Raw genomic sequence first — 16,123 nt, 5'->3', positions numbered from 1 at the left:
TAAGCAATAAGCAATCGTAACAAAGCAGCGTCCCGATTCTTCGGGATGCTTTTAAAACAGCTGTATGGCCGAGTGGTGAGGTGAAAGTCTGCAAAACTTTTTACGTCGGTTCGAATCCGACTGCAGCGTCAATACAAATAAAAATGAAACAGATACTTGCTTTTACCGTTGTTACTTTTTTTGCAGCGCAGTATGGAAATGCGCAACAGAAAATAATTGCAGAAGAAGAGCAGTTTTGGACAGGTTATTTCAATCAAACAAGATTTAATAACAAGTGGGGTATATGGGCTGATGTACACATACGAACAAAAGAAAATTTTTTCAACAATCTTTCGCAGATTGTAGTGAGGCCGGGCATCACCTATTATTTATCGAATGATTTAAAGCTTACAGCCGGTTATGCTTATATCAATCATTTCCCGGCAGATAATCATAAAAATATTTCTCAGCCGGAACATCGACCATGGCAGCAGTTACAATTTCATTCGAAGTATCCACGTATTAAACTTATGCAGTGGATTCGGCTGGAAGAACGCTTTCGGCGAAAAATATTAAATGATGATGCATTGGCAGATGGGTATAATTTCAACTTCCGGTTACGTTATAATATTCTGTCGCAATTTGCATTAAACCGAAAAATACCTTTTAAGCCAGGAAGTTTTTCGTTTGTACTGTCAAATGAACTATTTATAAATGCAGGCAGAGAAATTACGTATAATGTTTACGATCAGAATCGGTTTTTTGCGGGCTTTCATTATCACATTAATACCCACGACAATCTGCAGTTTGGTTATATGAATTTATATCAGCAACAGGCGGCAGGTAATAAATACCGAAATCTACACGTCGCAAGGGTATTTTATTTTCATCAACTCGATTTAAGAAAGAAAACAACGAAATCATGAATAAGATTTATTTAAGCGATTCAGGCCCGAAAGTTTCACCGGCTATTTACGGTTTTTATCGTTGGAAAGAAGAAGAGGTAACAGTAAAAAATGTAGAACGTATTGTGCAGTTAAGCCTTGAGCTGGGCATTAATACATTCGATCATGCAGATGTGTATGGCGGTTACCAGGCAGAAACTGTATTTGGCCATGTAATTAAATCATCATCTATAAAAAGAGAAGATATTGTTCTCTTCAGTAAATGTGGATACAATGTGCCACACCCGACAAAGCCGGAAATACGTGTAGCACATTATAATACTTCAAGCAAACATATTCTTGCGAGTGTTGAGCAGTCCCTAAAGGATCTGCAGACTGATTATCTCGATGTGTTTTTACTAAACGGCCTTGATCCTTTATCCGATCTGGAAGAAACTGCTCTAACATTGCGCCGTTTAAAAGATAGTGGAAAGATCAAGAATATTGGTGTTGTAAATTTTTCTGTGTTTCAGCATCAACTGCTCAGTTCTTATTTACATGTGCCAATTGTTACGAATCATATTGAGTTGAACCTGCTTAATACGACAGCATTTGATAACGGACAGATCGACTACATTAAGCAGAAATACATTCGTCCATTAGCTACTGCACCATTAGCCGAAGGAAGAATTGCCGAAAGTACAGAGCGTGTGCCGTTGCGTGTAAGGGCAAAGCTGGAGGAACTTGCACAGAAATACAACGTGCATTTTGAATCGGTTGCGATTGCATGGCTTACAAAACTGGGCGCATTGCCTCTTATTGGATCAAGTAATGAACAACGCATACGCAATATTGCCAAAGCATTTGAAATTGATCTCGATCATCAGGATTGGTATGAACTGTATGCTGCTTCAAAAGAATAAATAGCTTTTTATGAAAATCAGATTTGTAACACTTACACTGTTTACCTTCTTTTTTATGATTTTTTCCTCTGCAGAAATAGTGAATTTTTTACCGGCGGTTGTAAAAGGCCAGGTAATCGATAGTGAAACAGGAAAGCCTGTACGGGGAGCGCATGTGTTTATTATCCGGGGCGAAGAAGAAGTGTTTAGTTCTGCAAAAGGTGATTTTTATTTTAAAACATGGAATCTGTTTCCGCTTACCGTAACCGTTGAACATAAGTTGTATAAACCGGTGAAGGTTAGGGTCGCAAGCGAAACCGATCTCTTAAAAGTAACATTAACGCCACTTAATTAATGTTTGAATGATGCAGTTGAATTACCTTGCGTTGGCTGTTCCATTGTTTACAGGGTTTATGTTGCTGGAGTATGCGGTAGCTGTAAAAAGAAATCAGCAGCAGTTATTTACCTTCGATGAAGCTGTTGCCAATGTAAACGTTGGTATTGCCGAACGGCTGAGCGATTTATTTACAACAGGTCTGTTTTATTATTTCTTTGCCTGGATACATACGAATTTTGCTTTGTTTGATATAAAGCCGAACTGGTTTACGTGGATCGCCTTGTTTCTGTTTACCGATTTGTTGTGGTATTGGTATCACCGGTTTGGGCATGAGGTAAACCTGTTTTGGAGTTTGCATGTAGTCCATCATCAAAGTGATGATTTTAATTATACGGTGGCAGCACGCATAACCGTATTGCAATCAGCTGCCCGTAGTTTGTTCTGGGCATTTTTACCTTTGCTGGGCTTTCCGCCGCAGATGATTACAACGCTGCTGTTAATTCATGGTGCGTATCCATTCTTCACTCATACACAGCTGGTAGGTAAATTGGGCTGGCTCGAATATTTGTTTGTAACACCCTCACATCACCGGGTGCATCACAGCTCTAATCCGCAGTACCTCGATAAAAATTATGGTGATGTACTCATCATTTGGGATAAACTCTTTGGCACTTTTGCAAAAGAAGAAGAGCAGCCAACATACGGATTAACCAAACCATTGAACAGCCATAGTTTTTTATGGCAGCATTTTCATTTCATACTGGAAATACTGGTATCGTTTAAACGTGCTGCAACTATAAAAGGAAAGTGGCGGAGTATTTTTGGAAAACCCGATGATATTGATGCTCGAATCCGATCCGGTCTGGAAAGAAAATTCTCACGTAAGGAATACGAACTGTCGCAAACAAAAGCAGTACGTAATTATATCAAGTGGCAAACAATTATTTCCTTACTGTTGCTTTTTGCTGTTATTCTTTTTGAACACTACCTACAGCTTTTACAATTAGTCACCGCTGCTTTGTTTATTATTTTAAGTGTAATTACAACAGGCGCTATGCTGGAGCAACGCCGGTGGATCGTTTTTCTTGAATATGCCCGTATAGGCCTGGCGGGAATTTTTATTTATTTCTGCTACCCATCTTACAGCATCAGCATCCTCATTTTATTATTGCTCACAGTGCTGCTGCTTTTTTACAAAACAATCGGCCAACGATACAATGGTTATCTCTATACTTCCATTCGTTCGTAACGGCAATATAATACCGCTAAAAGCATCGATTGGCTTGGGGTTGAAACAGCTTTAGGTCTTACCTTCGCAGCTCATTTAGCCACACAATCATTATGAGTAAGTACAAGCCGGAAACAGATGCCATCCGATTGCAGATGAAGCGTACCAACGAGAAGGAACACAGTACGCCTTTATTTTTAACCAGCAGTTTTGTGTACGACAGTGCAGAGAATATGGCTGCTGCGTTTTCTGATGACAGCCTGGATGTAAACATCTACTCCCGTTTTTCCAACCCAACGGTTGATGAGTTCATTGGTAAGATAGCAGCATTGGAAGGAGCAGAAGATGGGATTGCAACAGGTACGGGTATGGCTGCGGTGTTTTCTACGTTCATGACCTTTCTCAGCAAAGGCGATCATATCATTTCTGCATCAGCTGTATTTGGTTCAACACATACTATTCTTACAAAGTATTTGCCCAAGTGGGGTTTCGAATCGAGCTACTTCGATATGAATGCGCCGGAAACCATTGAAGCGTTGATTAAACCCAATACAAAACTGTTGTATGTGGAAACGCCTTCAAACCCCGGTTTAGATATCATCGACCTGGAATATGTTGCAGCTATTTGTAAAAAGCACAACATTCTTTTTGTGGTAGATAATTGCTTTGCAACACCTGCTGTGCAACAGCCGATCAAATTCGGTGCTGATCTGGTGTTGCATTCTGCAACCAAGTTTATCGATGGACAAGGAAGAGTGCTGGGTGGAGTAGTAGTAGGCCGTAAAGAACTGGTGCACGAAATGTATTTATTTGTACGCAATACCGGTCCTTCGCTTAGTCCGTTTAACGCCTGGGTGTTAACCAAGAGTTTAGAAACACTTTACTTGCGCATGGATAAACATGCAGACAATGCACTGAAGCTTGCAAAACGTTTAGAAGGTAATCCCAAACTTAATTCAGTTAAATATCCGTTCCTGCCCTCGCATCCGCAATATGCAATTGCAAGGAAGCAAATGAGTAATGGTGGAGGTATTGTAACGTTTGAATTGAAAGGCGGTATTGAAAGCGGCCGTAAGTTTTTAAATGCATTGGAAATGTTATCGATGACGAATAACCTGGGCGACAGCAGAACCATTGCATCGCATCCGGCATCTACTACCCACTCGAAATTATCGGTCGATGAAAAGAAAGCAGTAGGTATTACCGATGGACTGGTGCGTATTTCTGTTGGGTTGGAGCATATTGATGATATTATTGCAGACATCGAACAGGCATTGGAAAAATGCTGATAGAATAGTATAAATAATAAAAGAAGAGCCACGTTTTGCGTGGCTCTTCTCATTTGGAGTAGCTTTCATTACTTTTATCGTCGGGCCGCTTTGAGCGGCCTGACTCGGGCGTAAAAAAAGCCCCGTCACTTGCGTGTACGGGACTGTTATTACCTGATAAAACCAAAACAAGATTTAGCGTGTGGGCATTCCTTCGTTGGTGCCTTTTACTTTCTTCAACAAGAGAATATAACCACAGCACTCTTTATTCTTTTTATTAACCTGAACAGGCTTAATCATATGCCATTCGCTGAACTTTGGCATATAAGCATAGCTGATGATGTTGCCATCCAGTTCGGGTTTTAATTTTTTATAGTATACCTGCTTCTCATCGTAATCGTACATGCGCACTTCGGTGATCTTGCTGCCCGGGTCGCCAATAAACACAATGTGATACCATGCACCCTGCGTCATGGGAACAATTACAGGCATTTCAAATTCGCTTTCCATGGTCATGCTGGCTTCTTTCAAAACCATAAAACCACTTTGCTCAAACGATTTTTTTAAACTATCTACCTGTTGTGAAATGGATTGATTGGTGCAACTGCGTTGCCGGATGTCTTGTGCCTGGAGGAGATGGCTTGTAAAGACACATGCCACCATTAGGAAAAAGGTTTTCATACTTGTACGGATCTTTAAATTCTTGTCGCTGTTTTTCAGCAGGATTGGGTACGATTTCCTGTACAAGATACGTCGAATAAGATGATATTGGAATGTTTTAAGCACTATGTTTTATTACTACGTATTATCCCTTATGGTGATTTATGACTTTTACCTGCTGAATATACCAAGAATTATGCCTCAAAGTTTTAAATCAGCCTTTGTAGGTATAAAAAGAGTTGGCCTGGGCCGTACAGGTAAGCACCAGATCGTTGATGCACACATGGGCGGGCAGGCTGGCACAGTAGTAAATTACATCAGCCACATCCTTGGCCGAAAGGGGCATATACCCTGCATAAACAGCCGCAGCTTTGCTTTCATCGCCCTTAAAACGGATCATTGAAAACTCGGTTTCTGCCGCTCCGGGGTGGATAGCCGTTACTTTGATATGGTGGGGTAACAGATCAATACGCATGCCTTTGCTGATGCTGTCTACCGCTGCTTTACTTCCGCAGTACACATTGCCTTTTTCGTACGCCTCTTTGCCTGCAGTAGAGCCAAGGTTAATGATATGGCCCTGTTTGCGTTTGGTCATGTAGGGTAATACAGCTCGGCTTACATACAGCAGCCCTTTAATATTGGTATCGATCATGGTTTCCCAGTCACTCATAACTGCTTCATCAAAATTATCACGACCGAGTGCAAGCCCGGCATTGTTCACCAGTACATCAATGGTCTGCCAGTTTTCGGGCAGCGATTGAACTGTGGCGAAGACAGCTTCTTTCTGCTGTACATCAAACGCCAACGTATAAACGCTGATGCCATATGTTGTTTCCAGTTCTGTTTTAATGGACTGTAAACGATCTGCACGACGACCGGTTATGATCACATTCCAATTGTTGGCTGCAAATACTTCGGCTGCAGCTTTGCCAAAACCCGATGTAGCACCGGTAATAAAAACAAGCTTACTCATGCTGTGAATGTACAGAGAAACTGTTTTGGGCGAAGCGACTGTGGAATGTTTTTATAAGCGGATGTCTTCGATGGTGCGGTTTTGCCGGCTGCGTTCGGCGCCGAAGGCCATGAGGTGACTTTCAACCGACACTTCGATCGATGAGCTGAGCAGATCTTTGTTTTGCTGATAAACGGCCTGTACCCAATCTTTCACCAGTCGATGATCGCCCCCACCATGTGCATCGGTTTTTAAACTCCATGCTGTTTGTTTGCGTGTTTTAAAATCGGTGAGTACAAAACTTTCCATATCGCCGATAATATCACCTTTCGATCCCATGATTCGTGTTTTACGACCTTCGTACGATACATGTGCTTCCATGGAAAACGCAGCAGTTGTTCCGTTTTCAAACAACATGTTTACTGTTAAATGATCGGGCTGATCGTTATCCATGCGATACACACAACGTCCGTAGTCGGTTACTTTCAATTGCTCGAGAATGTAGGCTGCCTGTTCATCTTCCTCTTCGGGCAAATCGAATACATAGGTGCGTTTACGATCACGGTAATAGATCTGCAATGCAGAATAAGGACAAGTGCTTTCAACAGCACAACCATCGGTACAACGTTCGGTACTTCCTTCGGGTGCGTTGGCATTTCTAAACCAGCGCAGATTACCGAAACAATGCACATCGTGCACCGGACTGTTTACCAGCCAGCGGATAATATCGGTGTCGTGCGATGATTTTGCAAGAATGATAGGTGCTGCCATTTTACTGTTGCGCCATTTACCACGCACATACGAATGGCTCATGTGTACATGTTCAATGGGCTCCATGTGTTGGATGCTGATGATTTCGCCAATCAATCCCGCATCAATTACACTTTTCAACTCACGAAAATAAGGCGAGTAACGCAGTACATGACAAACACCCACAATGCGGCCTGTCTCCTGTGCTTTTTTCAAAATCAATCTGCACTCTTCTTCTGTGGGTGCAATGGGTTTTTCCAACAATACATCATATCCGGCATCCAACGCAGCAAGGCATGGAGCAGAGTGCAACTGATCGGGTGTTGCAATGATCACTGCATCAGCCAGTTTTTCTTTGGTGAAAACTTCCTTCCAATCTTGATAACAATGTTCGGCTGCAATTTTATGTTTACGAGCTGAGCGTCTTCTCCGTTCCGAATTGTTATCGGCTACTGCAACAATCTGCAATTCGTTGGGGTTTTCGGTTGCATAATCTGCATAGATGGTGCCACGGTGCCCTGCACCAATCAACACCGCAGTTACAGGTGTTTCAATTTCTTTATGCAGCGGGTTGTGAAATACATCATCTTCCAAACCTAACAAGGCTGCAACTTCTTTCCAGCCATCGGTAGCCATGTTGGTGAGTATTTCTACCGGACGTAATATTTTTCGGGATGCAATAAACTGGCGTAACGACATAGTTATTCTTCTTTAACGCAAATAATTATTCTTACAGGCAGTTGTTTGATGTTTTTCTGTAATAAACAGTTGCTTGCAGTCGGTTCATTCTTTGCAGCAATGTTTTGCAGTTTAAAATTAGGAAAGGAATTGTTAAGGAAGTAACACAATTACAAGATCCATCACATTTGTTTGTGTTGCACCTGTTATGAATAAACCATCAGTCTGTTGAAAAAATGTATAGGCATCGTTTTGTTCAACGAAGTGTGCAGGATGTAATTGCTGCTGCAAAGCTTGTTGTACAACAACATTGTCTGCAAATGCGCCGGCTGCATCTGTTGGTCCATCGGTGCCATCGGTACCCGCAGCCAATAGTGTAATCGGGTTATTTGCCTGGATGTGTTGTGTTGCACAAAGTGCCAGTTGTTGATTACGTCCGCCTTTGCCTTTACCTGTAACCGTTACAGTTGTTTCACCACCATAAATAAAACAGGCCGGTCTTATGCCATTATATGCCGTTGCCTGTTGTACAATGCTTGCAGCAGTATCTGCTGCTTCGCCCTGCAGAGATGCAGGAAATGTAAAGACGGTATAGCCGAGTGCGGTTGCCTTGTGTGCAGCTGCCTGTAATGCTGTTTCGTTGCTGCCGATGATATAGTGTTGTGCCTGTTGCAATAATGCATCGCCGTGTTTGATGGTTTCAGCAATACTTCCATCAATACCTTTTTGCAAATGTTGTGCAACAGATGCCGGAATTATTTTTTCTAATTGATAGTGTTGAATGATGTTCCATGCATCAGTAAAACTTGTTGGATCCGTAGTGGTTGGTCCGCTTGCAATGGTTTCAAGATTATTGCCGGGCACATCGGAGATGATGAACGTATGCCAGTGTGCATGCGGGGCATAACGTAATAACTGTCCACCTTTGCTATTCGATACATGTTTGCGTACACAATTCATTTCGGCAATATCGGCACCGCTGTTGAGCAAGAGTTGAAAGGTTTGCTGCAGTTCTGCTAATGCAATACCTGCAGGTGTATCGGCCCACAATGCAGAAGCACCACCGCTGAGTAAACAAAGAATATGATCGCCGGGTTTTGTTTGTTGCAACAAGGCAATGGTTTGCTGCATTGCTTTTATACTGTTTTCATCCGGCACCGGATGTGCAGCTTCGGTGCACTGAATGATTTGCAGCGGTGCCGCATGTTTGTATTTGGTGCTGATGAAACCACTTTGTATAAAATGGCCAAGCAATTGTTCTGTTGTTTGTGCCATTGCTGCAGCTGCTTTGCCAGCACCAATTACATAGAGATTGTTTTCTGCCAATGCAATGCTGTTGTTACCTGCCTTCAGTACATTGCCGTTCAGTTGCAGGTACTGCGGTAGTAACGCCGATGGTTGTACTGCTGCAACTGCTGCTGCATATATTTCTTTTGCATGATTTCGATATTGCATATTGTTATCTCAGAATAAACGTAAAGAATTCTGCTGAAACAAAAACATATATCGTGCCTGCTTTGAGTTAGTGGTACGTTGTTGTTTGTTTTTTATTGCAAGAATTTGTTTGGGGTAAAAACTCGGTTGCAAGCGGCACACTTACGCTGCTAAGAGTTATAATAAAAATCAGGCCATCGTTACCCAATTAAACAGGATCCATTCTGTGTTTGTTTCAATCAGGAAGTTCTGCTCATTCCATGAGTCATCAAAACATAGTACTTGCAGTATATCTTCTTTGATTATTTTTTCTGCATACACTTTTTTCTCACCTTTTTCCGTGTATTCAAATGAGGGTTCTGATGTGATGGCTGTTATTGTTCCGATATAACTTTTCCAGAATTTTTCAATAATAAGGTTTTGTCCATTTGTGTTTGTAAACCGTCCCCACGCCAGTAAAGCTGAAACAAAGGCGGCTGCTGTTGGTATGCCGTCGCCCCATTGTTTTTCCCACAGCGAAAGTACTTTCGATTCTTTCTGTAGTAAATAGAGCAGGGCCGCAGATGCATCTGCTGCATAGTCTTTCGATAAGCTGATGAATGATGCCCGGTTCCAGAATGTACTATCTGTATGAAGGTCACAAGCAACTGCGTATTGCCAGTTTCCATCAGTTAATTTACGATCATTTGAAGGATTATCTGCAAGATCAGAAAGGTTCAACATGAATGGAAAATAAACAATTATAGCTGATTATTCTTTTGTTCTTGTTACGCAGGCGTTGCACTTGTTCAATAAACCGAAATCATTCATTTGTTAAAAGGCACAAGCATCTCGAATGTGCCTTTTATTACTAATGATTCAGCTGTAGTGTACTTAAATTTTTATTCCCCATTCATTCAGCATGGGTCTGCCCAGCAATGCATTTGCTTCTGCATCGTTTTTGAATTTTTCTTTTTTCGGATTCCATTTTAACGGACGTTTCAGTTGGTAGGCAATGTTCGCAATATTGCAAACCGATGCGGTACGATGCCCGGTTTCAACATCACAGATTGGTTTTACACGTGTACGCATTGCATTCAAAAAATCTTTGTAATGATTTTCACTTTTGTATACATGCTTTTGCACATCACCGATGATTTGATTTTTTAAGGATGCAGGTGTGGTCTCCAGTTTACCACGACCAATCCGCACTTCACCTTCGGTGCCGGTAAATAACAATGCATTGTTCCATTCCCATTTTTCATGCGTCATTACAACTCCGTTTTTATACTTGAACGTAAGAACGGGATGATCAGCATCGGGAGCAAATATTTCCACTGGTCCGCTCTTGTCCATATTCAATGCCCATTGTGCTATATCAAACATGTGTGCACCAAAATCGGTGACCATACCGCCACCAAATTCTTTGTACAGTCTCCAGTTGGGATAAACATCTTTTGTAACAGGTGGTGCCAGTTCGGCATTAAACGGTTTGAATTCATTCGGCCCAAGCCATTTCTTCCAGTCTAAACCGGCAGGTGTAGCTTCTTCCGGTAAATTATAAGCAATGGGCGGTGCACCAATATTTACTTTAATACTTTTTATTTCACCGATGTAACCATTGCGGATCAGTTCAACTGCCTGTCTGAATTCGGGCCACGAACGCTGCATGCTTCCTGTTTGAAAAATACGCTTGTGTTTGCGTGTGGCATTCACCATGGCTCTTCCTTCTTTTACCGTAAGCGATAATGGTTTTTCACAATAGATATCTTTACCCGCTTCAGCAGCACGTACGGCCATTGCTGCATGCCAGTGATCGGGTGTGGCAATAACAACCGCATCAATATCTTTTCGGGAAAGCAATTCTCTGAAATCCGTGTACACCGAAATGTCCTGCCCGTTACCGGCCTGCTTGTATTTTTCCTGGTTGCTTTTGATGGTACGAAGCATCAGTTCCGTTTTGTCGTTATACACTTCACTTACTGCCAGTATCCTGATTTCGTTTGTTGCTAAGAAGTAATTGCTGAGGATGCGTCCCTGCTTGCCACAACCAATAAATCCAAGAGAGATCATATCGCTGGGAGCAATGTATTTCGAACCATCAGGACGGGTGCCACCTAACACATAACGGGGTACAATAATAAGCCCGGCCAATGCAGTGGCGGATTGTTTAATGAAATCTCTGCGGCTGTTGTTGGTTGGGATTTCGTTTTTCTTGGCAGTCATTGGTTGTTGCTTTTTTTGGTAAGACAATCGTTTCTTAATGTGCATCTGAAAATACGAAGATTCGGTTAACGGAAATCATATCCTTTTTGTATGAACTTATTTGTACCGGTACTGAATTAATCAGAATAAAAGGATTGGCGTTGGATATTTTGCTGAGGGAGAATTTTAATTTGGCACAAGCGAGAATGCTTGCGCCATTTGGGGATTTAGCTTTGGATGACAATAGATTTCATGAATTTATCTGTGTCAGTTGAGCCTTCACTGTAAAGCAATCAAAGCAAACAAAATTGTGAATTACCATACAGTCTGCAAGATCGAATTTGTCACCAATTGAATCTATTTGTGCGTAAAATGTCATTTTATTACTGCAACTTTCACAGACTGGATAGTCTGCTTCATTAAGCCCCTCAGGTTTTCCTCCCAAGTGATACCTTGTTCCTGCTATTTGGTTCCATTTATATCCTACTATTTCTTTGGCTTCATCAGTCTCAGGATGAGGTATCAGTTTAACTTTTGGTATTTCCATTGTGTTCTATTTTTAGCGTAAGTCTTTTTGAAAGATCTTCATGTAGCACCATCGTTCCACTTGTGCATTTTGTCGAAATCATTTCGTTGTTATCAGGCGCAAGCGAGACGCTTGCGCTATTTGACTTACATAAACACTTGCGGAAAAACTTTTGTTTACAGCAGTTTTTTGTTATAGATAGCAGTTTAATTTTAGTCTGTCTTCATTTAAGTTAATTGAAAACTGTCCAATACTGTTCATTAACTCCACAATCTGGTCTAAGTCTTGCAAAATGTTATTGTCTGTGTTAACGATTCTTGGAAAAATTAGATATTCTATTTCTTTATATATCAACCATCCGCCAATAGAGTTGCATCCTTCAAAACCATTTTCCCAATAGTCGAATCCAAAAGTGAGACCCTCATTTAAGTACAGCTCCCCAACTACTTCGTTTTGAACTTTCTTAAATTCAACTTTTTTCACTTTGTCAATATTATTGACAAGACTGTCAATTAGCCGAACCCACTTAGCATTGGACATAAGATGCTGAGAGAATTTTGAAACAGCTTTTTCAATTTCTCTATCAATTTGCTTGTCATATTGAATAGCCTGATTCGTACTCATAAATTTATCTTTATCATACTTGATTGCTGAAATGATTGCCTGATCCTAACGAATTTTCTAATCTAATTTTACTGAAAAATATTGCTACTAGGTGGTCGTCTTGCATTGCTCGTAGCTCTAAATTATACCCCACTCCGCATAAAACCAAATCGTCAACGCAAACAAAAAAGGCGGCATCACTGCCGCCTTCATGTATACTTTCATCTTAACCTCATCGTATCAATATCACTGTTCCTTTCTTGGTTATTCTTCTTCCTAAATAATCGGTACCGCTTACCATCCACACAAATGCACCGGGGTCTTGTTTTACACTTTTAAATGTTCCATCCCAACCTTCTTTTTGTTTGGTGGTGGCAAACACTTCCTGTCCCCAACGGTTGAACACACGGAAATAATGAAACTGTGCAATGCCCACCGTAAACGGCGTTAATACATCGTTTAGATTATTACCATCAGGTGTAAAGCCGGTGGGTACTAAAATGTCGGGCGCAATTTTAAAAATGCGCACATTCACTGTATCATAATTAAAACAACCTTCGGGTGTTGTTGTGAGCATGATGTAGCGGAAGTTCTCAACCGATCCATCAAAAATGGCAACGGGGTTTTGAATGTTGGGGTTGTTTAAATACGTTGGCGGCTGCCATTGATAAATTGTACCACCGCTTCCGTTTAATTGTAACGGTTGACCAACCACTACTGCTGTATCGTTTCCTGCAAAGGCCATCACCGGCGGTATTACTGTTACCCTAACGGTATCGAATACCGGTTTCGGACAACCCAGTGTATCGGTACCACGTACAACAAAATCGGTTGTGGTTAATGGAAACGCTGTAGTGGTTGCCCTGGTGGGCGAACCTACATATCGTGCAGGCGACCATAGCCAGCTGCTGGCAACACCCGATGCCGAAATGGTTGTAGTATCATCAAAGCAAATCGTATCATCCGGTCCTGCATCTACAATCGGGTAAGGTACTGTTGTTACCACTACATCGGCTGTTTGTGTACACTTACCGATCGATCCAAGTACGGTATAGGTATTGGTTGCACCCAATGGTGTTACGACTGGATTTTTTGCAGTGGGATTCCGGAACTGGTTAACGGGTGTCCAGGAAAATAGCAAGCCATCACCACCCGGTCGCAGTGTAATGGAATCGCCACGACAGATGGTGGTGTCGTTGGGCGCAATTAATGTAACCGAATCAACCACATTTACAAAAACTGAATCGGTATTGAAACAACCCGGCGCCAGTGTAAGTGTAACAAAATATTTTGTAGGCCTGTCGGGACTTACCAACGGATTGCCGATGTTCTGGTTGCTGATGTTGTACGATGGTGTCCATGCAAAGGTTCCTTGCCCGGCAGCATTTAACTGCAAGGTGTCAATGGAACAAATAAGTGTATCGTTCGTGAGTTGAATAGCAGGCTTATCGGTAATCACAACAGGCTTGGTAATGGTATCTAAACATCCTTTGGTTGATCCTGCAATAAGCCTCACCTGGTAGGTACCGAGATTGGGGTAGGTGTATTGCGGATTGCGCAACAGCGATGTATCGTTTAACACAGACGGATTCCCAAAATCCCATTTCCAAGAGTTGGGTGAACCATAGACCGATGTGGTACGATCGGTAAACTGGATGGGTACATTCTTACAGCCATCGTATGCATTAAAGTCGGGGAAGAAACCGGGGTACACATAAATATCGGAGTACGATGTATCGGTACAAATTTCACCACGGTTTACAATCAACATGATTTTGTATTTGCCGGTATCGGCATACGTGTACGTTGGAATACTTTGCGTTGATGTATCGGTAGTGGAGGTGCCTACACCAAAATCCCAATACCAGGTGCGTATTTCACTGCTGGGTGTTAAGTTCTGAAAGGTTTGTGTAAAGCCATCGCAGGTGCGGTTTTCCAAAGGCAGTTCAGCATCTGCAAAATCGCAATCGGAAATACGAACGGTAAAATCTTTGCGGTGTTGCGAAATGATGACGCCTCTGCGCCATTCGGTAATACATACATTCACGACAAAGAAAGAAGCGCCATTCGGATTGGGAATACCCACCGGTGCAACGCCTGAAATAACACCGGTGCGTGGATCGATGGTTACACCTGAACCTAAGGGTGTTGAACCGCTATAACCTGCAGCATAGGTAAGCGAACCGTAAGGTGGATTAAACGGTTTTACTGTTGCTGCACTGGTAATGCCTGCACTGTTGTAGGCATCGCAAAAACTATAGCTGAGAGAATCTGTTGCGTCAGGATCTTTTGCACCGAACGGTAATGTAAATCGTTTGCTGCGGCAGATAAGCACAGTATCCTGTACATTGAATACAGGGCTTGAATTGGTTTCGTTGCCGAGTTGTGCTGTACCGGGTATATTGGTTACGTAGGTTGCTCCAATACTTTGCCCGGTAACATTCGATAAACCATTGATACGGCAACAGGTTTGAAATGCAACCGTGTAACCTTGTACACTCGATGGTAAATCTATTTGTAAACTGTACAAACCCACTTCGTAACAAACAGGTGGTGCATTAATGATACAGCTGAACGGATTTTGCAGTGAGAGTGTTGTAAAACTGGTGCGTTGTACCAATACACTGTCTAAGTAAGCAGAGTTACTTCCCCTGTTGAAAATACCCATGACCACACTGGTAGGTAAGGGGGCAAGCTGTGCACCGCCGGTGTTGTTGAGTGGATTACAATCACGAAACAAGCGCAGAGTTATACGAAAGATGCTGCCGCCATTGCTGCCCGGACCAACATAACTGTAATACATTTCGCCACCGGAAATATGCCCTGCCTGTAATTGATGGATGGATAGCAGTAAAAAGAATATCAACAATAAACGCTTCATGCAGTAACAGAATCTTTGGTAAGTGTGTTGACGGTTGTTATAAACGCTGTGATTGTTTCATTGAGTGCTGTTGGTGCTTCAAGCATACCCATGTGTGCAATACCCGGTATGTGTTGTACCATGCATACATTGGGCAATGCACTTTGTGCCAATGCATCGGCAGGGTTCACCGCTTTGTCTTCTTCGCCAATAAACATGAGTACAGGTACTTTTGTTTGCTGTAAAACAGCTGTACGGTCGGGCCGGTTGATCATGGCTTTGTAATACGCAATCAATGTGTCGGCTGTAAACTGTTTACCCTGCGCAGTTAACTTCTGCACTTCTGCACTGTTAGTTCTGTTAAACGTTGCAGCAAAAAGGTTTGGTATAGTGGCTTTGATGAATTCGTATGCGCTGTGTTCCTGAATAAACGCAATGGATTTGTTGCGTGCTTCTTTTTTTTCATCACTATCGGCATAGGCAGTAGAATGGATTAAACCAAATGCCTGCAACCGTTCGGGATATTTTTCTGCAAATGCCAGTGTAACATATCCTCCCATAGAATGACCCAGCATAATGCAGGTTGTAATCTCTTCTTCATCCAGCATCAGTTTAATGGCTTCTGCCATGGAGTCGATGGTGAGCGTTGCACTGTTCAATGTAGATTCGCCGGTACCGGGTAAATCGGGGAGTACTACTTTATGTTCGTTTTGCAATACAGTCCATTGTTTTTGCCAGATGCGATGATCTTCACCAAAGCCATGAATCAACACAATGGGATCGCCTTTGCCAATACAGGTATAAGAAACGGTTAGTGTTTGTTGCTCTGCCTTTTGTTGCATGCGGTAAAATACAAAAAATACCGGCCCCGCATGAAG

Annotated in this window: 15 protein-coding genes and 1 tRNA gene; 6 read left to right on the top strand and 10 right to left on the bottom strand. The window is 42.1% G+C overall.

Going from position 1 to position 16,123, the window contains the following annotated elements; translation table 11 throughout:
- Positions 1–58: 58 nt before the first annotated feature.
- The 6 genes from IQ13_RS17500 (at position 59) to IQ13_RS17475 (ending at position 4,619) form a co-directional block, all read left to right on the top strand.
- Positions 59–129: transfer RNA gene (locus tag IQ13_RS17500), tRNA-Cys, on the top strand.
- Positions 130–143: 14 nt separating this feature from the next.
- The gene (locus tag IQ13_RS17495) at positions 144–905 is read left to right on the top strand and encodes a DUF2490 domain-containing protein (RefSeq protein ID WP_144887924.1); all 762 of its coding nucleotides are present in this window, start codon (positions 144–146) and stop codon (positions 903–905) included.
- A complete protein-coding gene (locus IQ13_RS17490; protein WP_144887923.1) occupies positions 902–1,786 on the top strand; it encodes an aldo/keto reductase in 885 nt (294 codons plus the stop codon). The genes IQ13_RS17495 and IQ13_RS17490 overlap by 4 nt, the downstream gene beginning before the upstream one ends.
- A gap of 10 nt (positions 1,787–1,796) precedes the next feature.
- The gene (locus tag IQ13_RS17485; protein WP_144887922.1) at positions 1,797–2,120 is read left to right on the top strand and encodes a carboxypeptidase regulatory-like domain-containing protein; all 324 of its coding nucleotides are present in this window, start codon (positions 1,797–1,799) and stop codon (positions 2,118–2,120) included.
- Positions 2,121–2,127: 7 nt separating this feature from the next.
- Positions 2,128–3,351, top strand: a complete 1,224-nt coding sequence (locus IQ13_RS17480) for a sterol desaturase family protein (RefSeq protein WP_199758304.1) — start codon at positions 2,128–2,130, stop codon at positions 3,349–3,351.
- Positions 3,352–3,443: 92 nt separating this feature from the next.
- A complete protein-coding gene (locus IQ13_RS17475; protein ID WP_144887921.1) occupies positions 3,444–4,619 on the top strand; it encodes an O-succinylhomoserine sulfhydrylase in 1,176 nt (391 codons plus the stop codon).
- Positions 4,620–4,793: 174 nt separating this feature from the next.
- On the opposite strand, the gene IQ13_RS17470 is transcribed toward IQ13_RS17475, so the two are convergent.
- The 10 genes from IQ13_RS17470 to IQ13_RS17425 form a co-directional block, all read right to left on the bottom strand.
- On the bottom strand, positions 4,794–5,279 hold the full coding sequence (locus IQ13_RS17470; protein ID WP_144887920.1) for a hypothetical protein: 486 nt from the start codon (positions 5,277–5,279) through the stop codon (positions 4,794–4,796).
- A 193-nt stretch (positions 5,280–5,472) separates the two neighbouring features.
- On the bottom strand, positions 5,473–6,231 hold the full coding sequence (locus tag IQ13_RS17465) for an SDR family NAD(P)-dependent oxidoreductase (protein ID WP_144887919.1): 759 nt from the start codon (positions 6,229–6,231) through the stop codon (positions 5,473–5,475).
- Positions 6,232–6,282: 51 nt separating this feature from the next.
- Positions 6,283–7,659, bottom strand: coding sequence for a Gfo/Idh/MocA family protein (locus IQ13_RS17460; protein ID WP_199758303.1), 1,377 nt, complete (start codon positions 7,657–7,659; stop codon positions 6,283–6,285).
- A gap of 132 nt (positions 7,660–7,791) precedes the next feature.
- Entirely contained in the window at positions 7,792–9,093 is a 1,302-nt protein-coding gene (locus IQ13_RS17455) for a glycerate kinase type-2 family protein (RefSeq protein ID WP_144887918.1), read from the bottom strand.
- A 168-nt stretch (positions 9,094–9,261) separates the two neighbouring features.
- Positions 9,262–9,795 carry a hypothetical protein gene (locus IQ13_RS17450; protein ID WP_144887917.1) on the bottom strand — a complete coding sequence of 178 codons (534 nt, stop codon included), beginning with the start codon at positions 9,793–9,795 and terminating at the stop codon, positions 9,262–9,264.
- 150 nt (positions 9,796–9,945) lie between these two features.
- Positions 9,946–11,277: a Gfo/Idh/MocA family protein gene (locus tag IQ13_RS17445; protein ID WP_144887916.1), complete on the bottom strand. Its 1,332-nt coding sequence runs from the start codon at positions 11,275–11,277 to the stop codon at positions 9,946–9,948.
- A 229-nt stretch (positions 11,278–11,506) separates the two neighbouring features.
- A complete protein-coding gene (locus IQ13_RS17440; protein WP_144887915.1) occupies positions 11,507–11,803 on the bottom strand; it encodes a hypothetical protein in 297 nt (98 codons plus the stop codon).
- Between the two features lie 171 nt (positions 11,804–11,974).
- The gene (locus IQ13_RS17435) at positions 11,975–12,406 is read right to left on the bottom strand and encodes a hypothetical protein (protein ID WP_144887914.1); all 432 of its coding nucleotides are present in this window, start codon (positions 12,404–12,406) and stop codon (positions 11,975–11,977) included.
- Positions 12,407–12,617: 211 nt separating this feature from the next.
- Positions 12,618–15,266 (bottom strand): PKD domain-containing protein, encoded by a 2,649-nt coding sequence (locus tag IQ13_RS17430; RefSeq protein ID WP_144887913.1) that lies wholly within the window; start codon positions 15,264–15,266, stop codon positions 12,618–12,620.
- Positions 15,263–16,087, bottom strand: a complete 825-nt coding sequence (locus IQ13_RS17425) for an alpha/beta fold hydrolase (RefSeq protein WP_144887912.1) — start codon at positions 16,085–16,087, stop codon at positions 15,263–15,265. Before IQ13_RS17425 ends, IQ13_RS17430 begins: the two co-directional genes overlap by 4 nt.
- Between the last annotated feature and the right edge of the window lie 36 nt (positions 16,088–16,123).

It is taken from the genome of Lacibacter cauensis (assembly GCF_007830055.1).
Lineage (GTDB): Bacteria > Bacteroidota > Bacteroidia > Chitinophagales > Chitinophagaceae > Lacibacter > Lacibacter cauensis.
This window is presented reverse-complemented; position numbering and strand designations above follow the sequence as displayed.